The 23,962-nt window shown below is 61.8% G+C and carries 17 protein-coding genes and 1 pseudogene; 12 read left to right on the top strand and 6 right to left on the bottom strand.

All coding sequences use genetic code 11. From position 1 onward, the window contains the following. Positions 1–34: 34 nt before the first annotated feature. Both ABTV87_RS27020 and choX read right to left on the bottom strand, forming a co-directional pair. Positions 35–922 carry a 3-keto-5-aminohexanoate cleavage protein gene (locus ABTV87_RS27020; RefSeq protein ID WP_221535768.1) on the bottom strand — a complete coding sequence of 296 codons (888 nt, stop codon included), beginning with the start codon at positions 920–922 and terminating at the stop codon, positions 35–37. A gap of 75 nt (positions 923–997) precedes the next feature. Then, positions 998–1,942 (bottom strand): choline ABC transporter substrate-binding protein, encoded by a 945-nt coding sequence (gene choX / locus ABTV87_RS27015; RefSeq protein ID WP_007959767.1) that lies wholly within the window; start codon positions 1,940–1,942, stop codon positions 998–1,000. 192 nt (positions 1,943–2,134) lie between these two features. Here choX and ABTV87_RS27010 point away from each other — a divergent pair, with 192 nt between their 5' ends. Further along, the gene (locus tag ABTV87_RS27010; protein WP_011336294.1) at positions 2,135–3,079 is read left to right on the top strand and encodes a GlxA family transcriptional regulator; all 945 of its coding nucleotides are present in this window, start codon (positions 2,135–2,137) and stop codon (positions 3,077–3,079) included. Between the two features lie 68 nt (positions 3,080–3,147). Beyond that, the gene (locus ABTV87_RS27005; RefSeq protein ID WP_258712476.1) at positions 3,148–4,320 is read left to right on the top strand and encodes an ATP-binding protein; all 1,173 of its coding nucleotides are present in this window, start codon (positions 3,148–3,150) and stop codon (positions 4,318–4,320) included. Here the strand turns inward: ABTV87_RS27005 and ABTV87_RS27000 are convergent, their stop codons facing one another. The 3 genes and pseudogenes from ABTV87_RS27000 to ABTV87_RS26990 form a co-directional block, all read right to left on the bottom strand. After that, positions 4,321–4,737, bottom strand: coding sequence for a DUF3010 family protein (locus ABTV87_RS27000; RefSeq protein WP_258712475.1), 417 nt, complete (start codon positions 4,735–4,737; stop codon positions 4,321–4,323). It lies immediately after the preceding gene. A 32-nt stretch (positions 4,738–4,769) separates the two neighbouring features. Continuing rightward, positions 4,770–4,988, bottom strand: a pseudogene (locus tag ABTV87_RS26995) (helix-turn-helix domain-containing protein); the annotation flags it as partial. Between the two features lie 16 nt (positions 4,989–5,004). Further along, on the bottom strand, positions 5,005–5,406 hold the full coding sequence (locus tag ABTV87_RS26990; RefSeq protein WP_039768003.1) for a lysozyme inhibitor LprI family protein: 402 nt from the start codon (positions 5,404–5,406) through the stop codon (positions 5,005–5,007). A 234-nt stretch (positions 5,407–5,640) separates the two neighbouring features. On the opposite strand from ABTV87_RS26990, the gene ABTV87_RS26985 reads away from it, so the two are divergent. The 9 genes from ABTV87_RS26985 to ABTV87_RS26945 all read left to right on the top strand — a co-directional run bounded on the left by ABTV87_RS26985 (position 5,641) and on the right by ABTV87_RS26945 (position 21,137). After that, positions 5,641–6,618: a dipeptidase gene (locus ABTV87_RS26985; RefSeq protein ID WP_007959776.1), complete on the top strand. Its 978-nt coding sequence runs from the start codon at positions 5,641–5,643 to the stop codon at positions 6,616–6,618. A 77-nt stretch (positions 6,619–6,695) separates the two neighbouring features. Beyond that, the gene (locus ABTV87_RS26980) at positions 6,696–7,226 is read left to right on the top strand and encodes a DUF5943 domain-containing protein (RefSeq protein ID WP_007959778.1); all 531 of its coding nucleotides are present in this window, start codon (positions 6,696–6,698) and stop codon (positions 7,224–7,226) included. Positions 7,227–7,241: 15 nt separating this feature from the next. Further along, the gene (gene dgcA / locus ABTV87_RS26975) at positions 7,242–9,302 is read left to right on the top strand and encodes a dimethylglycine demethylation protein DgcA (RefSeq protein ID WP_433898627.1); all 2,061 of its coding nucleotides are present in this window, start codon (positions 7,242–7,244) and stop codon (positions 9,300–9,302) included. Positions 9,303–9,461: 159 nt separating this feature from the next. Then, on the top strand, positions 9,462–11,411 hold the full coding sequence (gene dgcB / locus ABTV87_RS26970) for a dimethylglycine demethylation protein DgcB (RefSeq protein WP_074692124.1): 1,950 nt from the start codon (positions 9,462–9,464) through the stop codon (positions 11,409–11,411). Continuing rightward, positions 11,411–12,631, top strand: a complete 1,221-nt coding sequence (locus ABTV87_RS26965; RefSeq protein ID WP_258712474.1) for an electron transfer flavoprotein subunit alpha/FixB family protein — start codon at positions 11,411–11,413, stop codon at positions 12,629–12,631. The genes dgcB and ABTV87_RS26965 overlap by 1 nt, the downstream gene beginning before the upstream one ends. A 9-nt stretch (positions 12,632–12,640) precedes the next feature. Then, positions 12,641–13,411: an electron transfer flavoprotein subunit beta gene (locus ABTV87_RS26960; protein WP_085608913.1), complete on the top strand. Its 771-nt coding sequence runs from the start codon at positions 12,641–12,643 to the stop codon at positions 13,409–13,411. Positions 13,412–14,405: 994 nt separating this feature from the next. Further along, entirely contained in the window at positions 14,406–17,858 is a 3,453-nt protein-coding gene (locus tag ABTV87_RS26955) for a GMC family oxidoreductase N-terminal domain-containing protein (RefSeq protein ID WP_258712473.1), read from the top strand. A 140-nt stretch (positions 17,859–17,998) separates the two neighbouring features. Continuing rightward, on the top strand, positions 17,999–19,867 hold the full coding sequence (locus ABTV87_RS26950) for a hypothetical protein (protein WP_221534081.1): 1,869 nt from the start codon (positions 17,999–18,001) through the stop codon (positions 19,865–19,867). A gap of 25 nt (positions 19,868–19,892) precedes the next feature. After that, positions 19,893–21,137, top strand: a complete 1,245-nt coding sequence (locus ABTV87_RS26945) for a metallophosphoesterase family protein (RefSeq protein ID WP_207984170.1) — start codon at positions 19,893–19,895, stop codon at positions 21,135–21,137. A 106-nt stretch (positions 21,138–21,243) separates the two neighbouring features. Here the strand turns inward: ABTV87_RS26945 and gbcA are convergent, their stop codons facing one another. Beyond that, positions 21,244–22,536 carry a glycine-betaine demethylase subunit GbcA gene (gene gbcA / locus ABTV87_RS26940; protein WP_127800304.1) on the bottom strand — a complete coding sequence of 431 codons (1,293 nt, stop codon included), beginning with the start codon at positions 22,534–22,536 and terminating at the stop codon, positions 21,244–21,246. A gap of 281 nt (positions 22,537–22,817) precedes the next feature. Between gbcA and gbcB the strand changes: the two genes are divergently transcribed. Then, positions 22,818–23,918 (top strand): glycine-betaine demethylase subunit GbcB, encoded by a 1,101-nt coding sequence (gene gbcB / locus ABTV87_RS26935; protein ID WP_011336281.1) that lies wholly within the window; start codon positions 22,818–22,820, stop codon positions 23,916–23,918. Positions 23,919–23,962: the final 44 nt, after the last annotated feature.

Here is a 23,962-nt window from a genome sequence, read left to right as displayed (position 1 = left end):
GTCAATGGCCCGCCCACCGGGGGAAAGGGTGATTTCAGCCGCGCTGGGTCAGGCCCATCTTCCTGCGACCTTCAGCCGGGGTCAGCACGCGGGCGCCGAGGCGGCTGAGGATCTCAGTGGCGCGCTCGACCAGTTGGCCGTTGGTCGCCAGCACACCTTTGTCCAGCCACAGGTTGTCTTCCAGACCGACCCGCACGTTGCCGCCAAGCAGCACCGCTTGCGCGGCCATCGGCATCTGCATCCGGCCGATGCCGAAGCCGGCCCACACCGCGTCGGCAGGCAGGTTGTCGACCATGGCTTTCATGGTGGTGGTGTCGGCCGGCGCGCCCCACGGGATGCCCAGGCACAGCTGGAACAGCGGATTGTCCAGCAGGCCTTCCTTGATCATCTGTTTGGCGAACCACAGGTGCCCGGTGTCGAAAATCTCCAGCTCCGCCTTCACGCCCAGCTCGGTGATGCGCTTCGCGCCAGCCCGCAGTTGGGCCGGGGTGGAGACGTAAATGGTGTCGCCGTCGCCGAAGTTCAGGGTGCCGCAATCCAGGGTGCAGATTTCCGGCAGCAGTTCTTCGACGTGGGCCAGACGAGTCAGCGGGCCGACCAGATCGGTGTTCGGGCCGAACTCCATCGGGTTCTCGCCCGGGCCGATTTCCAGGTCGCCACCCATGCCGGCGGTGAGGTTGACGATGATGTCGACGTCGGCTTCGCGGATGCGCTCCATGACTTCGCGGTACAGCGCCACGTCACGGCTGAACTTGCCGGTCTGCGGGTCACGAACGTGGCAGTGCACGACCGTGGCACCAGCCTTGGCCGCTTCTACTGCGGCTGCGGCGATCTGTTTCGGGGTGACCGGCACGTGAGGGCTCTTGGCGGTCGTGTCGCCAGCACCGGTGAGTGCGCAGGTGATGATGACGTCGTGGTTCATGGTGCGTTTTCCTTCAGGCGTGATGGGTCTGTTCGCAGCCCGTGGCGGGCTGCGAAGTGGTTCGTTCGTTACGGTTTATTTGCTGGTGAGCTGGAGGTTTTCAGCCGCCGGTTTGCCATCGAAGGTGGTGACGCCTTCGAGCCAGCGCTGTTTGTCCTGCGGGTGATCCTTGAGCCATTGTTTGGCCGATTCGAAAGCGTCCTTGTGATCGAGCAGCGGCTGCATCATCCGGCTCTCGTCTTCGGCGGTGAACGTCAGGTTGCTCAGCAGGCGGCTGACGTTCGGGCATTGTTCGGCGTATTTCGGCGCGGTCACGGTCCATACGGTGGCCATGCCTTCGTTCGGCCCGAGGGCGTCATCGCTGCCGGTCAGATAGGTCATTTGCACATTGACGTTCATCGGGTGCGGCGCCCAGCCGAAGAACACCACGGCTTCCTTGCGGCGCACTGCGCGATCGACGGCGGCGAGCATGCCGGCCTCGCTCGATTCGACGAGCTGGAATTTGCCAAGGCCGAACTGATTCTTGGCGATCATCGCCTTGATCTGGGTGTTGGCGCCCGAGCCTGGCTCGATGCCGTAGATCTTGCCGCCCAACTCTTTTTCAAACTTGGCGATGTCGGCGAAGGTTTTCAGGCCCTTGTCCGCCAGGTAGGTCGGCACGGCGAGGGTGGCGCGGGCGTCCTTGAGGCTTGGCGCTTCAAGCACCTTGACCTGATTGGCGTCGACGAACGGGGTGATGGTCTGGGTCATCAGCGGGTTCCAGTAGCCGAGGAACAGATCCAGGCGCTGGTCGCGGATGCCGGCGAAAACGATTTGCTGAGAGGCGCTGGTCTGTTTGGTGCTGTAGCCGAGCCCGTCGAGCAGAACCTGGGCCATCGCACTGGTGGCGATCACGTCGGTCCAGTTCACCACGCCCATGCGCACGTTCTGACACGATGCGGAATCGGCCGCCATGACGCTGGCGCTTAAAAACGCGGTACCGCTGAGTGCGAGAACACAGCTGCTGATCAGTCGTTTCATGTCGGGTTCCTCGGCAGGTCATTATTGTGGGTTCCGGTGTCTGTGCGCCGGTGATGCTCAAATTACGCAGCTGTACGCCCTTGAAAGCGCACTGCGGCGACCAGCTCTTGCACTGCAGCGACCTGTCCCCTTGAATGCCGCCGACAACTGGCGTATCAACGTTGCACGCTACCCGCTAACCGAGTGCGCGCCATGTCCCAGGATTTCTACTTTCTGTTGATGCCGGGTTTTTCCGCCATCGGCTTCATCTCTGCGATCGAACCGCTGCGGGTGGCCAACCGCTTTCGCGGCGAGTTGTACCGCTGGCACGTCTTGAGCGCCGATGGCGGGGCGGTGCTGGCGAGTAACGGGATGTCGGTCAACGCGGATGCGGCGCTGGAGCCGCTGAAGAAAGGGGCGACGTTGCTGGTGGTCGCCGGTTTCGAACCACTGAAATTCGCCACCCCGGCGCTGGAGCACTGGCTGCGACGGCTGGACAACGAAGGCGTGACCCTCGGCGCCATCGACACCGGTAGCTTCGTCCTCGCCGAGGCCGGCCTGCTCGATGGCCATCGCCTGACGCTGCACTGGGAAGCCATCGACGCCTTCAAGGAATCTTATCCGCAGCTCAGCGTCACCCAGGAGCTGTTCGAGATCGACCGCCGACGCATCACGTCTGCCGGCGGCACCGCATCGATTGACCTGATGCTCGACCTGATCGCCCAGGCCCACGGCCCGCAACTGGCGATCCAGGTCAGCGAGCAGTTTGTATTGGGGCGGATTCGTCCGCGCAAGGACCACCAGCGCATGGAAGTCGCCACGCGTTACGGCATCAGTAACAAGAAGCTGGTGCATGTGATCGGCGAGATGGAGCAGCACAGCGAACCGCCGCTGACCACCCTGGAACTGGCGGAGTCGATCAAGGTGACGCGGCGGCAACTGGAGCGCCTGTTTCGCCTGCACCTGAACGACACGCCGAGCAATTTCTATCTGCGCTTGAGACTGGAAAAGGCCCGGCAGCTGTTGCGCCAGACCGACATGAGCGTGCTCGAAGTCAGCATCGCCTGCGGGTTTGAATCACCGTCGTATTTCACCCGAAGCTACCGGGCGAAGTTTGCCCGGTGTCCGCGAGAGGATCGGCGACGGGAGGCCGTTTGACGGACGATTATAGTTAATTATACTTTGAGGTATAAATTACAGTCGTTTGAATAATTGAGTGTAAAACCATGTCCCGAAACAACGGCTTCGTCTTCCGCCGCCCCGCTCTGGCCCGCAGCGTTGCCGATGGTCTGGTGGGTGCAGGCCTGCAGGATTTCACCTCCGGCCTTTTTCTGGCAGCGCCGCGTCGCACCGGCAAAAGTACCTTTCTGCGCGAGGATCTGATCCCGGAATGCCAGTCCCGAGGCTGGCTGACGGTCTACGTCGACCTGTGGGCCGACAAGGAAAAAGACCCTGCTGACTTGATCGCCAGTGCCATTGCAGGCGCGTTGGTCCCCTTTGAAAAGGGCATCCGCAAACTGGCGAAGAATATCGGCATCGAAAAACTCAGCTTTCTGCGCACCTTGTCCTGGGATTTCACCAAGCCGCAACTGCCGGCGGGCGCGACCCTGACGCAAGCGCTGGAACTGCTCCACAGTGCCGCTGAAAAATCCGTAGTGCTGGTGATCGATGAGGCCCAGCACGCGCTCACCACCGCCGCGGGGATCAACGCGATGTTTGCCCTTAAGGCAGCGCGGGATCAGCTCAACCAGGGGCGTGAAGGCGAGGGCAGCGGTTTGCATCTGGTGTTCACCGGTTCCAATCGCGACAAACTCGCGCACCTGGTGCTGGGCAAGAGCCAACCGTTCTTCGGCTCGAGCATCACGCCCTTTCCGCTGTTGGGAAAAGAGTTCACCCAGGCGTACACCTTGCACCTCAACGCCCATCTGGCGGAGACCAACCAGTTCAGTGCGGCGGATATCGACGACGCCTTTGAGTTGGTGGGGCGGCGCCCGGAAATGTTGCGCACCATCATCGGCGAAGTCGCGCTGGAACTGGGCGAGGCCAGCAATCTGGGGCAGCTGCTGCAAAGCCGTGCCGAATTGTTGCGCGCAGGCGTGTGGACCGAGTTCGAAAGCGCCTGGAACGCGCTGACCATCCCTCAGCGCGCTGTGCTGGAAGTGATGGTGGAGCGCTCACAGAACAACGAGCCTTTTGCACCGTTCACTGACAGCACGCTCACGGCGGTCAGCAAGGCGCTGGAAAACCTGGGCAGCGACGTGGTGCCGGGCACCCAGACCATTCAGGCCTGCATCGATGCCCTGCGTGACAAGGAGCTGGTGTGGAAGTCGAGCCGTGGGGGCTATGCGCTGGAAGACAAGTCCTTCGGCGACTGGCTGAGCGCACGCAAAGCGCGCTAGTTACTTCTTCACCAATGCCGAGCACGCTGCCTTGTAGGCTTCATGCTGATACTTGTTCAGCGTGCCCGGCAGCTCAAAGTTGTGCTTCTTGGCCTGGGCATTGATCGTCTGCGGCGACAGCAGCGTCACCTCGCAACCGTCCAGCAACTGAAACACGCCCTCGATCTTGAACGTGGTCGGCCCACCGGCAAACTCGCCCTTCTTGCTGCGCTTCTTTATCGCGATGCGATCAATCGAGTTTTCCCGTATGAACGACGCCACTTGAGCGGCGAACAGCTTCACGTTGGCCGCCTCGTCGTCATCGTCCAGCGCGATTTTCTTGGTGTTCAGAGCGACATGGCTCAGCACCGAACCGTCGAGGGACGCCACGGCGATGATCGCTTCACTGCCTTTGATTTCGATACCGCAGATGTTCATGTGAATCCCTTGATTGGCTGAAGAGGTGCAGCTTACAGCTCAAGCTGGTTGGCGGTGATACCAAGCGCCGCTGCAATCTTTTCGCGAGTGGCCTTGCGCGGCTTTGCAACGGTTTCCTGCTGGGCGAAGGCTGGCTGCGAAATGCCCATGCGTTTCGCCACTTCTTCCTGAGTCAGGTTGAGATGTTCGCGCCAGGCGCGAACCGGGAGGGCGCCGTCAACGATGCGGCTAACGACTTCGTGCGGAATCATGCTTTCCATCTTCAACTCACTCCTGTCCGATCGACTCCAAAAACTCCGACCGCTCGTCACTCATCCGCGCCACGCAGTCATTCTGCGCAATTTTGAACGCCTTGCTGCCGTCCGTCGCCGGGAAGGCTTCGACGGCGCAGTCGGCGTCGCGGGTTTTCAGCCATTGTTGCTGGGCGGCCTTGAGTTTGGCGGTGATGTCGGCCAGTTGCGCCGGGTTCTTGCCGTAGGCCGTCTGCATGCGCTCGTTCAGGCTGGCGTAGTTGTCCTTGAGCAGGTCCTCGGCGGTGGTGCGGCTGTAGGTCGAGCATTCCAGGGTCTGGATGTCGTTTTCCACCGCGTCGCACGGGTTGTTGTCGGACTCTTCGGCGGCGTGTACGCCGGTCGCAATCAGGGCCAGGGCCAGGAAGATCGATTTCATTGATGTCGCCGCTCTAATCCAGTGGTGTTTCCGGGATGCGGCAGATTCTGGCTCAAGCTCGCGGGCTTGAACAGGTGGCCGGTCGGACCGGTTGGCGATCCTTTGTCGCGGATTGACGCTTTCGGCAATTCCCCTGTCGTTTTTGCACCCGGCTGGTCGCGCACCGAGGCATATGCTGGCCCCAAAGCGCCGGCAGACGATTCGGCGCATGAATCGCCAATAAGGGGACGCCTGATGAGCCCAGCCGAATTACACGCCGACAGCATCGTTATCGACGGTCTGATCATTGCCAAATGGAACCGCGAGCTGTTCGAAGACATGCGCAAGGGCGGTCTGACGGCGGCCAACTGCACCGTGTCGGTGTGGGAAGGCTTTCAGGCCACGGTCAACAACATCGCTGCCAGCCAGAAACTGATTCGCGAAAACAGCGACCTGGTGATCCCCGTCCGCACCACCGCCGATATCCGCAAGGCCAAGGAGCAGGGCAAGACCGGCATCCTCTTCGGCTTCCAGAACGCCCATGCGTTTGAAGACCAGATCGGCTACGTCGAGGTGTTCAAGCAGCTCGGCGTCGGCATCGTGCAGATGTGCTACAACACCCAGAACCTGGTGGGCACCGGTTGCTACGAACGTGACGGCGGCCTGTCGGGCTTCGGTCGCGAAATCGTCGCCGAAATGAACCGTGTCGGCGTCATGTGCGACCTGTCCCACGTCGGCTCCAAGACTTCCGAGGAAGTCATCCTCGAATCGAAAAAACCGGTCTGCTATTCCCACTGCCTGCCGTCGGGGCTGAAAGAGCACCCGCGCAACAAATCCGATGAAGAGCTGAAATTCATCGCCGACCACGGCGGTTTCGTCGGCGTGACCATGTTCGCTCCGTTCCTCGCCAAGGGCATCGATTCGACCATCGACGACTACGCCGAAGCCATCGAATACACCATGAACATCGTCGGCGAAGACGCCATCGGCATCGGCACCGACTTCACCCAGGGTCACGGCCAGGACTTCTTCGAATACCTGACCCACGACAAGGGCTACGCCCGCCGTCTGACCAACTTCGGCAAGATCATCAACCCGCTGGGCATCCGCACCGTCGGCGAGTTCCCGAACCTGACCGAAACCCTGCTCAAGCGCGGCCACTCCGAGCGCGTGGTACGCAAGATCATGGGTGAAAACTGGGTCAACGTCTTGAAAGACGTCTGGGGCGAGTAAGCCGCCGCTTCCCGAATACTTTCCCCCGGCCGTCCGCGCCGGGGGCAACACCAAAATTTTTCTGGAGTTAAGTTTCCATGGCCAAGATCGCCCCGCAATTGCCAATCGAAGTCGACAGCGAGACCGGTGTCTGGACCTCCGACGCCCTGCCGATGCTGTACGTGCCACGGCATTTCTTCGTCAACAACCATATGGGCATCGAGGAAGTACTGGGCGCTGACGCCTATGCCGAGATCCTCTACAAGGCCGGCTACAAATCCGCCTGGCACTGGTGTGAAAAAGAAGCCGAGTGCCACGGTCTGGAAGGCGTCGCGGTGTTCGAGCACTACATGAAGCGCCTGTCGCAGCGCGGCTGGGGCCTGTTCAAGATCCAGGACATCGACCTCGATAAAGGCACCTGCAGCGTCAAGCTCGAACACTCGGCGTTCGTCTACGTCTACGGCAAAGTCGGGCGCAAGGTCGACTACATGTTCACCGGCTGGTTTGCCGGTGCCATGGACCAGATCCTCGCCGCTCGCGGCAGCAAGATCCGCACCGTGGCCGAGCAGGTCTACGGTGGCTCCGAAGAAGGCCACGACGACGGCCTGTTCACCGTCAAGCCGTTGTAAGTCGAGGAACCCGCCATGGCTTTCGAAGCAATGTTCCAGCCGATCCAGATCGGCAAACTGACCATCCGCAACCGCGTGCTCAGCACCGCGCACGCCGAGGTCTACGCGACCGACGGCGGCATGACCACCGAACGGTACGTCAAATATTACGAAGAGAAAGCCAAGGGCGGCATCGGCCTGGCGATCTGTGGCGGTTCGTCCGTGGTGGCGATCGACAGCCCGCAGCAATGGTGGAGTTCGGTGAACCTGTCCACCGACCGGATCATCCCGCACTTCCAGAATCTCGCCGACGCCATGCACAAGCACGGCGCCAAGATCATGATCCAGATTACCCACATGGGCCGTCGCTCCCGTTGGGACGGTTTCCACTGGCCGACCCTGATGTCGCCGTCGGGCATCCGTGAACCGGTGCACCGTGCCACTTGCAAAACGATTGAGCCGGAAGAAATCTGGCGGGTGATCGGCAACTACGCGCAAGCCGCGCGCCGCGCCAAGGCCGGCGGCCTGGACGGCGTCGAACTGTCAGCCGTGCACCAGCACATGATCGACCAGTTCTGGAGCCCGCGCGTCAACAAGCGTACCGACGAATGGGGCGGCACTTTCGAGGGCCGGATGAAGTTCGGTCTGGAAGTCCTGAAAGCCGTGCGTGCCGAGGTCGGTGACGATTTCTGCGTCGGCATGCGTATCTGCGGCGACGAGTTCCACCCGGACGGTCTGTCCCACGAAGACATGAAGCAGATCGCCAAGTATTACGACGACACCGGCATGCTCGATTTCATCGGCGTCGTCGGCTCGGGTTGCGACACCCACAACACCCTGGCCAACGTGATTCCGAACATGAGTTATCCACCGGAGCCGTTCCTGCACCTGGCGGCCGGGATCAAGGAAGTGGTCAAGGTTCCGGTGCTGCACGCGCAGAACATCAAGGACCCGAACCAGGCCACGCGGATTCTGGAGGGTGGTTACGTCGACATGGTCGGCATGACCCGCGCCCACATCGCCGACCCGCACCTGATTGCCAAGATCAAGATGGGCCAGATCGACCAGATCAAGCAGTGCGTCGGCGCCAACTACTGCATCGACCGTCAGTATCAAGGTCTGGACGTGCTGTGTATCCAGAACGCCGCGACCTCCCGTGAATACATGGGCGTGCCGCACATCATCGAGAAATCCACCGGGCCGAAACGCAAGGTGGTGATCGTCGGTGCCGGCCCGGCGGGGATGGAAGCTGCTCGCGTGGCAGCCGAACGTGGCCACGACGTGACCCTGTTCGAGAAGAAAGAATTCATCGGCGGCCAGATCACTACGGCCTCGAAAGCGCCGCAGCGTGACCAGATCGCCGGTATCACCCGCTGGTTCCAGCTGGAACTGGCACGTCTGAAAGTGGACCTGCGTCTGGGCACTGCCGTCGATGCCGACACCATCATGGACCTGCGCCCGGACATCGTGGTGCTGGCCGTCGGCGGTCATCCGTATCTGGAGCAGAACGAACACTGGGGCGCCGCCGAAGGGCTGGTCGTCAGCAGCTGGGACGTGCTCGACGGCAAGGTTGCGCCGGGCAAGAACGTGCTGGTCTACGACACCATCTGCGAGTTCACCGGGATGTCGGTGGCCGACTTCCTCGCCGACAAGGGCAGCCAGGTCGAGATCGTCACCGACGACATCAAACCGGGCGTGGCCATCGGCGGTACGTCGTTCCCGACCTACTACCGCAGCATGTACCCGAAAGAAGTGATCATGACCGGCGACATGATGCTGGAGAAGGTCTACCGCGAAGGCGACAAACTCGTCGCCGTGCTGGAGAACGAATACACCGGCGCCAAAGAGGAGCGGGTGGTGGATCAGGTGGTCGTCGAGAACGGCGTGCGCCCGGATGAAGAAATCTACTACGCCCTCAAGGACGGCTCGCGCAACAAGGGCCAGATCGACGTCGAGGCGCTGTTCGCGATCCAGCCGCAACCTTCGTTGAGCAGCACCGGCGACGGTTACTTGCTGTTCCGCATCGGTGACTGCGTGGCGCAGCGTAATACCCATGCTGCGATCTATGACGCCCTGCGGTTGTGCAAAGACTTCTAAACGCTGATGGACTGATCGTTCCCACGCTCTGCGTGGGAATGCAGCCCGGGACGCTCCGCGTCCCAAAGCGGACGCAGAGCGTCCATTGAGGCATTCCCACGCAGAGCGTGGGAACGATCGTCACGTGTTTCTCCAGGCTGTACTGGTGGGAGCTTCACCATGTTGAACACCCTTCTTCCAATCCTGTTGTTCGCAGCCCTGGCCCTTGCGGTGCTGGGTGCGTTGCGGCGGGTGGCCATGTGGCGTCGGGGCCGGGCCTCGAAGGTCGATCTGATCGGCGGCCTGTTCGCCATGCCCAAGCGTTACATGGTCGATCTGCACCACGTGGTGGCGCGGGACAAATACATCGCCAACACCCACGTCGCCACGGCGGGCGGGGCGGTGGCGTCGATCGTGCTGGCGATTCTGGTGCACGGTTTCGGCCTGCATAACCGGATCCTCGGCTACGCGTTGCTGCTGATGACGGCGGTGATGTTTGTCGGCGCGATCTTCGTTTATCGGCGCCGGCTCAACCCGCCGTCGCGGCTGTCGAAAGGCCCGTGGATGCGCCTGCCGAAAAGCCTGCTGGCGTTCTCGGCCTCGTTCTTCCTGGTGACTTTGCCGGTGGCCGGGATCCTGCCGGAGAACTTCGGCGGCTGGGTGCTGGCAGCGATTCTCGGGATTGGCGTGCTGTGGGGCGTGTCGGAGCTGTTCTTCGGCATGACCTGGGGCGGCCCGATGAAGCACGCCTTCGCCGGTGCCCTGCACCTGGCTTGGCACCGTCGCGCCGAACGTTTTGGTGGCGGCCGTTCCACCGGTTTGAAACCGCTGGACCTGAATGATCCGACCGCGCCACTGGGCGTGGAGAAACCCAAGGATTTCACCTGGAACCAGTTGCTCGGTTTCGACGCCTGCGTGCAGTGCGGCAAGTGCGAAGCCGCGTGCCCGGCGTTCGCCGCCGGCCAGCCGCTGAACCCGAAAAAGCTGATTCAGGACATGGTCGTCGGCCTCGCTGGCGGCACCGACGCCAAGTTCGCCGGCAGCCCGTATCCGGGCAAACCAGTGGGTGAACACAGCGGTAATCCGCATCAACCGATCGTCAACGGTCTGGTCGATGCCGAAACCCTGTGGTCGTGCACCACCTGCCGCGCCTGCGTCGAGGAATGCCCGATGATGATCGAGCACGTTGATGCCATCGTCGACATGCGCCGTCATCTGACCCTGGAAAAAGGCGCGACCCCGAACAAGGGCGCCGAAGTCCTGGAAAACCTGATTGCCACCGACAACCCTGGCGGTTTCGCTCCGGGCGGGCGGATGAACTGGGCGGCGGACCTGAACCTCAATCTGCTCAGCGAGAAGAAGTCCACCGACGTGCTGTTCTGGGTTGGCGACGGTGCCTTCGACATGCGCAACCAGCGCACCTTGCGTGCCTTCGTCAAAGTGCTGAAAGCGGCCAAGGTCGACTTCGCGGTGCTCGGTCTGGAAGAACGCGACAGCGGCGACGTGGCCCGACGTCTGGGTGACGAAGCGACTTTCCAACTGCTCGCCAAACGCAATATCCAGACCCTGGCCAAATACAGCTTCAACCGCATCGTCACCTGCGATCCGCACAGTTTCCACGTGCTGAAAAACGAGTACGGCGCGTTCGACGGCAACTACCTCGTGCAGCACCACAGCACTTACCTGGCGGAAATCATCCAGGCCGGCGCGCTGAACCTCGGTCAGCACAAAGGCAACAGCGTGACTTATCACGATCCGTGCTACCTCGGTCGCTACAACGGCGAGTACGAGGCGCCGCGCGAAGTGCTGCGCGCCCTCGGCATCGAGATCAAGGAAATGCAACGTTCCGGCTTCCGTTCACGCTGCTGCGGCGGCGGTGGCGGGGCGCCGATCACCGACATTCCGGGCAAGCAGCGGATCCCCGACATGCGCATGGAGGACATCCGCGAGACCGGTGCCGAACTGGTGGCCGTCGGTTGTCCACAGTGCACGGCGATGCTCGAAGGCGTGGTCGAACCGCGTCCGCTGATCAAGGACATCGCCGAACTGGTGGCCGACGCGCTGCTCGAAGACGCCGCGCCGAACAAGCCTGCCACCCCGGCCAAACGTGAACCTGCGGAGGCCCACTGATGAGCGACATTATCCGCCGCGACCCCCGCGCCGAATGGATCGCACGCAACCGCCTGCACCCGCTGCACGCGGCCATGCAACCGGCGCAACACAGCTGGATGGGCCCTAACGGGATCATCCGCAAGAACCTGCACGGCATCGGTTTCATCGGGCCGAACGGCCTCAAGCGCATCGACCGTAGCGGCGCCCAGCAGGGCGGGGCGGTCAAGCGCTCGGCTGCGGTCGAAGTGCAATTGCCGCTGCATCAGGTGCCGGCCCCGGCGTTCTATATCAGCGTGGTGCCGGACATGGTCGGCGGCCGCTTGAGCAGCCACGACCGCGATCTGCTTGGCCTTGCTCATCAACTGGCCGGCAGCGACGGCGCGGTATTGGCTGTGGTGTTCGGCGAGCACAAGGAAAACGCTTTCGCCACCGCAGGCGTTGACCGCTTGCTGGTGCTGGAAGGTGAAGAATTCAGTGGTTATGCACCGGAACAACGGATCCAGGGCCTGCGGGCTGTGGATAACCAGTTCAACCCGCGTCACTGGCTGCTGCCGGACAGCCGCAGCGGTGGCGGCGAACTCGGTCGACGCTTTGCTGCTGCACTGGGCGAGCGCCCGGCGACGCGGGTGTGGCAGGTCAAGGATCAGGAGTGCATCGGCCGCGCCGGTGCCGGGTTGCAGGATCTTGCCCGCCCGGTGGCGCGTTTGATTCTGGCGTCCGCCGAATGCGCGGAACCGGTCAGCGAAACCCGTCACGAAGCGCTGCCGGTGGAGTTATCCACACCTGTCGCGCGCAGCCTGTCGCGGATCGAGGATCTGGGCGCCGTGGCGGTGGATCCTGCAGCGATTCCGATGGCCGAAGCCGAGTTCATTTTCTCCGGCGGCAACGGGGTCAAGGACTGGGAGCTTTTCCACAGGACCGCCGGCGCCCTCGGTGCCACCGAAGGCGCTTCGCGGGTGGCGGTGGACGATGGCTTCATGGCCCGCGACCGTCAGGTCGGCGCGTCCGGCACCTGGGTCACCGCGCGGGTTTACGTGGCCGTGGGGATTTCCGGGGCGATCCAGCACCTGCAAGGCATCGGTGCCTGCGACAAGGTGGTGGCGATCAACCTCGATCCGGGTTGCGACATGATCAAGCGTGCCGACCTGTCGGTGATCGGCGAAAGCGCGGAAATTCTTCAGGCCTTGATCGCGGCGGTAGAGGCTTACCGCAACGAAGCCAAGCGCGATGCGGCTTAAGGAACGGTTATGAGCACAAAGATCATCAGTCTGGTTTCAATCGGCGCCCACCCGACCTCCGGCCGCCCGCGCCGCGCCGATCAGGACGCCCGCGCGGTGGAACTCGGCCTGCAACTGGCAGGGGATAACCTGCAAGTGCTGCACGCCGGCGATATCGCGGAACCGGCGCTGCGCGCCTATCTGGGCATGGGGCTTGCGCAGATGCATGTGCTGGAACAACCGGCCGGTGCCGACGCGTTGCCGGCGTTGACCGAGTATCTGCGTGATGCCGGCGCACAGGTCGTGTTGACCGGCAGCCAGGCGGAAACCGGCGAGGGTTCGGGGATGCTGCCGTTCCTGCTGGCCGAAGGGCTGGGTTGGCCGCTGGTGGTGGGTCTGGCGCAGGTCGAGTCGATCAACGACGGTTCTGCGCTGGTGCTGCAAGCGTTGCCTCGTGGGCAGCGCCGCCGGTTGAAAGTGCGCCTGCCGTTTCTGGCGACTGTGGATAACGCTGCGCCCAAGCCTCGGCAAAGTGCTTACGGCCCGGCCCGGCGTGGCGTTCTCCAAGCTGGGGATGTGGAAGTGGTCGACGACGAATTGCTCGCGGTGGCGACCCTGCAACCGGCCAAGCCCCGGCCGAAACGCTTGAAGGTGATCAAGGCCAAGAGCGGGGCTGACCGGATGAAGGCGGCTACGGCCAAGGCCAGTGGGGGCGGGGGGCAAGTGCTCAAGGGCGTGACGGCGCAGGCCGGGGCTGAAGCGATTTTGAAGTTGTTGATCGAAGAAGGTGTTGTCCGCTGAAACCTTTGTTGACCCTCTCCCTTCGGGAGAGGGCGCTTTACCCACAATCCCTGTTGGCGGATCTGTGGATAACGTGTTCGCCCCTCCCTGAATCCCACGCCAATCAAGCCCTCCAGCCCCCAGATCAAAAAACAACCAGCCTAACTCTCGGTTTTTACGAGCTTTTTCCCCAGAACAATTCCCAGACTTGCCCCCAATCTCTGTTGGCGCTTCTGTGGATAAGATGTTCGCTATCCGCTAAGAGCCATATAAACCGTGGCTTACAAAGACCTGATCAAAAAACGCTCAATTCAGCCTTTTAACCCACCAATCCCCACGCAAACCCCGAATTATCAACGCCTCCAGCGCTTTTCCACAGCACCCGACAAGTTACCCCCGAACTCTGTTGGCGCTTCTGTGGATAAGGTGTTCGCCATCCTCTGCAAGCCACGTAATCCGTGCCGTATAGAGTGTTGATCAAAAAACAATCAATCGCTAATGAAAACCCTGCTTCTGGATAAGTCACGGTTTTTCTTCGCAAAATCCCGATTATTTTTCCAGGTCATCCACAGTTGTCCCCATTAGCTGTGGGTGTCTATGTGGATAACTTGTTCGCCAAACTCTGCAGCCCCCGGCGGGCTTAGTCCAAAAGGCAATTGATCAGATTTCATACAGTTCTAAGAGGCTGCCTTGACTTCGATCCGGTGCCTGTCTTCACTGCAATGGCACAAGGACAGCCGTCACTTATCCACATCTGGTTCAGGGAGAACGCGTGATGGATACCCAGCCACACCGCTTACCCCTCAGTCCCTGCACGCTCCGCGCGCTGCCGGCACCTTCGCCGCGAAAGCGCACGTTGCGTCGTGCCGCCAATCAGCACGCCCGCCTGTAGCGCTTGATTCCTGCCTAAACCGTTGTACTGCCGTCGGGATTTCCCGGAGGCCAGGTGCCCGTTCGCCCATCGATTGCAGGCAACCGCAGAGTTGCCCCATCTGCCTGAGAGAGGAACCCCCTCATGACACGGATCGCAACGCCCATCAGCGACATCAAGGAACATTACGACGTGATCGTCATTGGCTCCGGGTACGGCGGCGGCATTGCCGCGTCGCGCCTGTCCCGGGCCGGTAAAAAGGTCTGTCTGCTGGAACGCGGTCGGGAGATCCAGCCCGGCGAATACCCCAACACCATGATCGCCGCGACCGAGGAATTGCAGGTACACGATCCGGACGGCCACATCGGCTCGCGTACCGGGTTGTTCGATCTGCATGTCAACGCGCAGCAGAACGTGGTGGTCGGTTGCGGCCTCGGCGGCACGTCGCTGATCAATGCCAACGTCTCGCTGGAACCGACAGCCGATGTGTTCAAGGATCCACGCTGGCCACTGGCGGTGCGCGAGGATCACGACGGCTTGCTCAAGGCGGGTTACGAAAAAGCCCGGGAGATGCTCAAACCCAATCCCTACCCGAGCACCGCGCCGAACCTGCCGAAGCTTGATGCCAACAAAAAATCCGCAGACTTCCTCAAGCAAGGCGCGCACTTCTACAAGCCGCCGATCAACGTGACCTTCGACAAACTGCCCAACAACCTCAATCACGTCGGCGTCGAGCAACTACCGTGCAACCACTGCGGTGACTGCGTATCGGGCTGTAACAACAAGGCCAAGAACACCACGCTGATGAACTACCTGCCGGACGCCACCAATCACGGCGCGGAGATTTTCTGCCAGGCCCAGGTGCGGCATCTGGAGCGCGACGGCAATGGCTGGATCGTGCACTTCCAGTATCTCGACAGCGGCCGCGAGAAGTTCGACGCGCCGACGCTGTTCGTGAAGGCCGACATCGTCGTGGTTTCTGCGGGCACCCTCGGCTCCACCGAGATTCTGCTGCGCTCGCGGGACAAAGGCCTGGTGATGTCCGGGCAGCTCGGCGAGAACATGAGCGGCAACGGCGACATCCTCGGCTTCGGCCACAACTGCGAGCAGACCATCAACGGCATCGGTTTCGGCGCGCATTCGGCCAAGGAAATGCAACCGGTCGGCCCCTGCATCACTTCGATCATCGACATGCGCACCGAGGGTGACCGCAGCAGTCGCATGGTCATCGAGGAAGGTTCGATCCCCGGCGCGCTCGGCCGGCCGATGGTGCCGGCGATGGCCGGGTTCGCCGAGATGATCGGCAAGCCCACCGACGACAGCTTCAGCGGCAAAGTGAAGTACAAGGAGCGTGAAGCCGAAAGCTTCCTGCGCGGCCCGTATCACGGCGCGCTGCACAACATGCAGACCTACCTGATCATGAGCCACGACAGCGGTCAGGGACGCATGGTCCTCGACAGCAAGGATCAGCTGCGCATCGACTGGCCGGGCGTCGGCGAGCAGGAAAACTTCAAGATCGGCAACGAACGCCTGTACCAGAGCACCAAAGCCCTGGGCGGGATCTGGGTCGAGAATCCGATCTGGACCAAGCTGCTCAAGCACAGCATCGTCTCGGTGCATCCGCTGGGCGGTTGCGTGATGGGCGAAGACGCCGCGCAAGGCGTGGTCAACCACAAGGGCCAGGTGTTCAGCGGTGCCAGTGGCACCGATGTCTACGCCAACCTGTACGTGACCGACGGCGCGGTGATCCCGACGTCACTGGCGGTCAACCCGCTGCTGACCATCTCCGCCGTGAGCGAGCGCAACATGGGCCTGCTGGCCGCCGATCGTGGCTGGACGATCGACTACACGTTGCCGTCGGCCCCGCGTAAACAGACCGCGCCGCCGACCCTCGGCGTGCAGTTCACCGAAACCATGAAGGGCTACTTCTCCCGCGCTTTCACCGCCGCGCAAAGCACCGACCTGAAGGTTTACGAGGCGGCAGCCAAACGTGGCGAGGCGGACAACTCGCCGATCGACTTCACCCTGACCATCACCGCCAACGACCTCAACCGGATGATTAAGGAGCCCGAACACGCCGCGACCATCGTCGGCACGGTGATCGCCCCGGCGCTGTCGCCAGAACCGCTGACCGCCAGCAACGGTGTGTTCAACCTGTTCGAGCAGTTCGAGCAGCAGGTCGATACGCGCCACATGAAATACGACATGAAACTGACCGCCGAGGACGGCCACGACTATTTCTTCAGCGCCTTCAAGACCGTGCCGGAAGACAACGGCGTGCTGAATATCTGGCACGACACCAGCACCCTCTACGTGACGCTGTATCGCGGGCCGGACAAGACCGGCGAGGTGATCGGCTCCGGGGTGATGCACATCAAACCGGCCGATTTCGCCAAGCAGATGACCACCATGAAAGTCCTCAATGCGCGCAACGAGCGTGAGCGCATCGAAGGGCTGGCGCGGTTCGGCAAGTTCTTCGCCGGGATTCTCTGGGAGAGTTATGGCGGGGTGTTTGCCGGTGACAAGTACTTCAACCCCGACGCGCCGCCACGGCTGAAACGGCCATTGGATGCGCCGACGCCGGCCGTGCATTTCTTCTCCACCGAAGACGGCGTCCAGCTGCGCCTGACCCGTTATCAGGCCGGCAGCAAAGGCCCGGTGATGCTGGTGCATGGTCTGGGGGTGGGCTCGAATATCTTTTCCACCGACACCATCCAGACCAACCTGCTCGAATTTCTGTGCAAGCACGACTACGACGTGTGGCTGCTGGATTTCCGGGTGAGCATCCTGTTGCCGGCGAGCAAGAAGGAATGGAACGGCGACCAGATCGCCCAATACGACTTCAAGGCCGCCATCGCACAGATCCAGCAGGAAACCCAAGCCAGGGACGTGCAGTGCGTGGTGCATTGCTACGGCGCCACGACCTTCTTCATGTCGCTGCTCGCCGGTTTGCAGGGCGTGCGTTCGGTGGTCTGCTCGCAGATTGCCGCCGACACGGTGGTCGCGACGGCAACGGGGTTGAAGGCCGGTCTGCACTTGCCGGGAATGCTTGACGCGATCGGCATCAAATCCATGACCGCCTACGCCGACAGCAAGGAGAACTGGTTCAACCGGCTCTACGACAAGGCGCTCAACGGCTACGCGCGGATCGAAGCCCAGGGCTATTGCACCAACCCGGTGTGCCACCGCATCACCTTCATGTACGCCTCGCTGTATCGCCACGACACCCTCAACGAGACCCTGCACGACAACCTGCACGAGCTGTTCGGCGAGTCGAACATCGAGACCTTCGAGCACCTGGCGCTGATCGTGCGCAAAGGGCATCTGGTGGATTTCAAAGGGCACGACGTATACATGCCGCACTTTGATCGGCTGACCATGCCGATCTGTTTTATCAGCGGCGCCGACAACCAGTGTTATCTGCCGGAAAGCACGCTCAAGACTTATCAGCGGGTTTGCGAGAAACACGGGCCGGAACGCTACAGCCGGCATGTGGTGCCGGGTTACGGCCATATCGATTGCATGTTCGGCAAGAACGCGGTGGTCGATGTGTATCCGATCATCCTTGAGCATCTGGAGAAAACAGCCCTCGGATAGCCCCCCGATCGTTCCCACGCTCTGCGTGGGAATGCATACCGGGACGCTCTGCGTCCCAAGAGCGGACGCAGAGCGTCCATGGCGGCATTCCCACGCGGACGGTTCGACGCTTCGACGTGGGTAGGATCTGGGGAACTGATATGGACAGCTACATCCGCTGGTTTCAACGCTTCATCTGGCTCGGCATTGCGATGAACATGGTGTTCGCGATTCCGGCGCTGTTTGCGCCGGGGTTGCTGACATCGGTGGTCGGCCTGCCGCCGCAACTCTCCGACCCGTGGCTGGAAAACGCCGGGATGCTGCTGGTCGGCATCAGCGTGTTCTACATGCCGTCGGGCTTCAACGCGCCGCGCTACGTGGTGCATTCCTGGCTGTGCGTGCTGACGCGGTTGATCGCGGTGGCGTTCTGGATCTACCTGATCAACACCAGCAGCCAGGGCTCGGTGTTCGTGCCGATGCTGATGGGCGACCTGAGCTTTTTCCTGATCCTCGGCATCCTGCTGTACCTCGGCACCACGCCTGAAAACCGACCCTTGGCGCTGCTCTGTGACGGCTGGCGCGAATGGCGCGCAGCGTGGGCGCGGCAGTGGCAGAGTCACGCGTTCAAGGTCGGCACGCTGGTTGTTGTGGCGCTACTGGCGTTCATCGGTTACCAGACCTGGTATCAGATGCTGCGCGTGGTGCCGGAGCAGGATTACGCCTCCGACGAAGATCACTACAAATACGCCGCGATTGGCTTGGGCATCGAAGCGCGGATTCCCTATTACCTGTTCTCGGTATTGCCGCAGATGTGCCCGGAAAAACTGCCGAAACCTGGTGGCTGGGAAGTCTTCGGGTTCCTGTTCGAGAACGGTAAGGACCTGCCGATCGGCATGGCCAAGCGACAGATCGGTTACCCGACCGTCGAGCCGAACTGCGCGCTGTGCCACACCGGTTCCTACCGGGCCAATGCCAGCGACGTCGCGGTGAATGTGCCGAGCGCACCGGCCAATACCCTGCAACTGCAGGCTTTCCAGTGGTTTGCCTACGATTGCGCCAGCGATCCGAAATTCACCACCGACGCGGTGATGGCGGCGATCAACAGCAAGTTCCAGCTCGGCTTCTTCGAGAAGATCTACAACCGTTACCTGATCATCCCGATGGCCAAGACCGCGCTGCTCAAACAGAAGCAGGCCTACGCTTGGCAGAAACTGCGCCCGCAACAGGGGCCGGGGCGCACCGACACCTTCAACCCGACGAAAATGGTGGTGTTCGGCTTCCCGGATGACTCGACCATTGGCACCGTCGACCTGCCGCAAGTGTGGAACCAGAAACCCCGGGAATCGATGTACCTGCACTGGGACGGCAATAACAACAAGATCCACGAGCGCAACTACGCCGCTGCGATGGCCGTGGGCGCGACGCCGGAATCGGTGCTGCCGCCGAGTTTCAACCGGGTGACCAACTGGCTGCTCGGGCACAAGGCGCCGGCGTGGCCGTGGGCACTGGATCAGGCAAAAGTCGCCCAGGGCAAACCGGTGTGGGAGGCTAACTGCGCCGGTTGTCACGATTTCGGTCGCGTCGATACCGGGCAGGTCACCACCAACATCGACCAGCTCGGCACCGATCCGCACCGGCTGAACTCGTTCACCACCGGGCTGGTGGCGGCGTTTCACACCTTCAAGAAACCGCCGTTCGATTTCGGCGCCTATCGCAAGACCCAGAGCTACAGCAACACGCCCACCGACGGCATCTGGCTGCGTGCGCCGTACCTGCACAACGGCTCGGTGCCGACGTTGTGGGACTTGCTGCAACCGCCGGAAAAACGTCCGCAGGTGTTCATCACCGGCTCCGATGTCTACGACCCGGTCAACGTCGGCTTCGTGACCAGTGGCGCCCAGGCCAAAGCTTCGGCGGATTTCACCTACGACACGCGCCTGGAAGGCAACCACAACAGCGGTCACCTGTACGGCACGACGCTGTCGGACGACGACAAGCGTGCGCTGATCGAATTCATGAAAACCCTGTGAACCCTTACGGATAGAGGATTACGTCATGTCAGCGGTCGGACATCTGAAGCACGAATACGACAAGGTCAAGGTGCGCCTGCACGGCTTGTTCACGCGCATCGAAATGGCCTGGATGAAACTCATCAGCGAACTCGAACCCAAGGAGTTCGAGGCCATCATCAAGCTGCTCCAGCGCGGTCACGACCAGGCGCAATACGTGCTCAAGCATGGCGAGCTGCCTGACGACGAGCCGGCGGTGCCGTGGGAGTTGTCCCACGGCTTGTCGATCCTGCGCATCGGCAACGCGACGCCGCTGCCGCAATCGCCCGATCAACTGCAGACCAAGGTGCTCAAGGACGGCACGCTGCTGGGCTGCCGCAAATGGGAGCTGCTGGATCTGCTGTGGAGCGAGGCGCTGCTCAAGTGGATTGAAAACCTGCGCCATCACGCGACCTTCGGCACCGATCCGGCGCTGGTGAAAATGGAGCGTGAAGTGACGCTGGCGATTGCCGGCGACTGGGGCACCGGGCCGTTCAACAGCCATGCGCCGGCGGTGTCGGTGGCGAACCAGATGCAACTGGCCAATGCCGACTTCACCATTCATTTGGGGGATGTTTATTACGCCGGCACCCACTCTCAGGAAGACACCGACATGGCGGGCTGGCCGATGGGCACCCACGGCTCGTTCACCCTCAATTCCAACCACGAGATGTACAGCGGCGCCCACGGTTATTTCAAGGAACTGGCCGCGCGTTTTCCGGGGCAGCAGGGCACCAGCTACTTCGCCCTGATCAACGACGACTGGCTGATAGTCGGGCTGGACACGGCGTACGCCTCGGACGTCATGAACCTGTACATGGACGGAACGCTGAACAAGCCGCAGATCGAGTGGATGAAGGGCCTGCCGAAACGCAAGAAACTCATGGTGCTCAGCCACCATCAGGGCTTCGACATCACCGGGCACAACAAGACCGCGCTGTATCAACCGGTGTGCGATGCGCTGGGGCGTGAGCCGGATTACTGGTATTGGGGGCATCTGCACAACGGCATCGTCTACGCGACCCAGGGCGGGCTGCATGCGCGTTGTGCCGGCCACGGAGCGATTCCCTACGGCACCACCAGCGAGCTGAACGGACATTCGCGGGTGCTGTTTTCGGAGACGAAGGATGCGAACGATCCGGACTATCCGCTGCGGGTGTTGAACGGCTACGCGAAGATCAGGTTGGTGGGGGAGGAGATTTTCGAGGAGTTTATTGGTGAGGATGGCAGTGTGAGGTGGTCATCCAAGTGATGCGATGACAGTGATGACGCCATCGCTAGCAGGCTAGCTCCCACACTGGATCTCCGGTGCACAGAAATCCCCTGTGGGAGCCAGCCTGCTGACGATGCTTTTGCTGTTAGCCTTGGACTGGCACGCCTTTGAGGTATGGCGCCGGCTCGGCCCCCAGGTTGCTCAGCATCCGCTCGCTGTACCAGTCGACGAAGTTGACCACGCCAAATTCATAGGTTTTGGAATACGGGCCCGGCTGGTACGCGGTGGAGTTGATCCCGCGCTGGTTTTCTTCGGCCAGACGACGGTCCTGATCGTTGGTCGCGTCCCACACCTGGCGCATGCGCTCGACGTCGTAGTCCACGCCTTCGACCGCATCCTTGTGCACCAGCCACTTGGTGGTGACCATGGTTTCCTGGGCGCTGATCGGCCACACGGTGAACACGATGATGTGGTCGCCCATGCAGTGGTTCCACGAGTGCGGCAAGTGCAGGATGCGCATCGAGCCCAGGTCCGGGTTCTTGATCCGGCCCATCAGCTTGGCGCAGCCCTGTTTGCCGTCCATGGTCATCGACACGGTGCCCTTGAGCAGCGGCATGCGCACGATGCGGTTACGCAGGCCGAAACTGGCGTGAGCGTAAGGAATCTTCTCGGCTTCCCAGGCAGCGGCGGAGGCGGCGACGTGATCCTTGAACGCCTGATCGGCGCGCGGGTCGGTGACGTCGTCCCATTCCAGCAGGGTTTTCAGCAACTCAGGGTGCGAGCCGCCGCAGTGGTAGCACTCGCGATTGTTTTCCAGCACCAGTTTCCAGTTGGCCTTCTCCATCAAGGTGGTGGTAATCGCCACCTTGGTGTTCTCCATGTCGTACGGTTCCATGTAGTGGTTCAGGGTCGACAGGAAGTCATCGATGGCCGGCGGGTTCTCCGCCAGGCTGATGAAGATGTAGCCGCCGGCGGTCTTCACGTTCACCGGTTTGAGGCCGTACTGCTTCATGTCGAAGTCGGCGCCCATCTCGGTGCCGGCGAACAGCAGGCGCCCGTCCAGCTCATACGTCCACTGGTGGTAGTGGCAGACCAGTTTGGCGACCTTGCCCTTGTCGCTGGTGCACAGGCGCGAGCCACGGTGGCGGCAGACGTTGTGAAACGCGTGCACCACGCCTTCGGCACCGCGAATCACGATGATCGGGTTCTTGCCGATCTGCAGGGTGATGTAGTTGCCCTTGGCCGGGATTTCGCAGGTCATGCCGGCGATCAACCACTCTTTCTGGAAGATCTCCTGCATGTCGATATCGAACAGGCGCTCGTCACTGTAGAACGGCTGCGGCAGGGAGTAGGTGCGCTCGCGCTCCTGCAGCATTTGTGCGGTGGCCTTGCGTGCGGGTTCCAGCGGGTCGCCCAGGCTGATTTTTGCGGTGTCCATCGATGTAATCCTCAAGGCCATCTGCGTGGCCGCGAAAGTGGCTGATCAGGGTTGCAGCGCAAGGTGTAAAGAATCTGTTTGTGTTGGGGGCGAGTGTGGGGCCGCCGCTGCCCGGAACCTTATCCATGGGCGACATGGTGCAATCTGTTCCCGACGCGCAACCCCCGGTGGTTGGGGGCTGGTCGCGATAAGTATGTCAATGTCGCGGATAGGTAAACGGGGCGTCTGCGCTATACGCAGAATCGCCACATGAAGGCCGACAGTCGGCCGTGGAGAACAGCATGTCGAACAGCTTCCTGAATCCGGTCACCACCCAGACCTGGGCCAATGGCCGACACATCGTCCGTTGCGTCAAAGTCATCCAGGAAACCTGGGATGTGCGCACCTTCTGTTTCATGGCCGACCAGCCGATCCTGTTCTTCTTCAAGCCTGGGCAGTTCGTGACCCTGGAGCTGGAAATCGAAGGCCAGCCGATCATGCGCTCGTACACCATCTCCAGTTCGCCGTCGGTGCCGTACAGCTTTTCGGTGACCATCAAGCGGGTGCCGGGGGGCAAGGTGTCCAACTGGCTGCACGACACGTTGCACGAAGGCCAGGAGCTGGCGGTGCACGGGCCGGTCGGGCTGTTCAACGCCATCGACTTCCCGAGCCCGAAAGTGCTGTACCTGAGCGGCGGTGTCGGTATCACCCCAGTGATGTCGATGGCGCGCTGGTTCTACGACACCAACGGCAACGTCGACATGACGTTTATCCACAGCGCCCGCTCGCCGAAAGACATCATTTACCACCGCGAGCTGGAACACATGGCGTCGCGGATCGACAACTTCAGCCTGCACCTGATCTGCGAGAAACACGGGCTGGGCGAGCCGTGGGCCGGCTATCGCGGCTACCTCAACCACAAGATGCTGGAACTGATGGTGCCGGACTTCCTCGAGCGCGAAGTCTTCTGCTGCGGCCCGACGCCGTACATGACGGCGGTCAAGCGCCTGCTGGAAAACGCCGGCTACGACATGAAGCGCTATCACGAGGAATCCTTCGGCGCCACGCCACCGGAAGCCCGCGCCGATGCGGTGGAGCAGGCGGAACAGGCAGCGGAAGCACCGGAAGTGCCGGCGGCGGATCTGCACCTGGTGGAATTCACCTCATCGGACAAGAGCATCCGCGTTGCCCCGGGCGAGACCGTGCATGCGGCGGCCGCGAAGGTCGGCCTGATGATCCCGAAAGCCTGCGGCATGGGGATCTGCGGGACGTGCAAGGTGCTCAAGCTGGGCGGCGAAGTGGAGATGGATCACAACGGCGGGATCACCGAGGACGACGAGGCGGAGGGGTACATCCTTTCTTGCTGCAGCGTGCCGAAGGGGGATGTTCGTATCGAGTACTGATGCCGGCATGAAACCTGTGGGAGCGAACAGGCTCGGTCCCACAG

The organism is Pseudomonas sp. PSE1(2024) (assembly GCF_050990555.1).
GTDB lineage: Bacteria > Pseudomonadota > Gammaproteobacteria > Pseudomonadales > Pseudomonadaceae > Aquipseudomonas > Aquipseudomonas aphyarum.
Note: the sequence above shows the minus strand (reverse complement) of the source record. Positions and strands in the feature narration are given on the sequence as shown.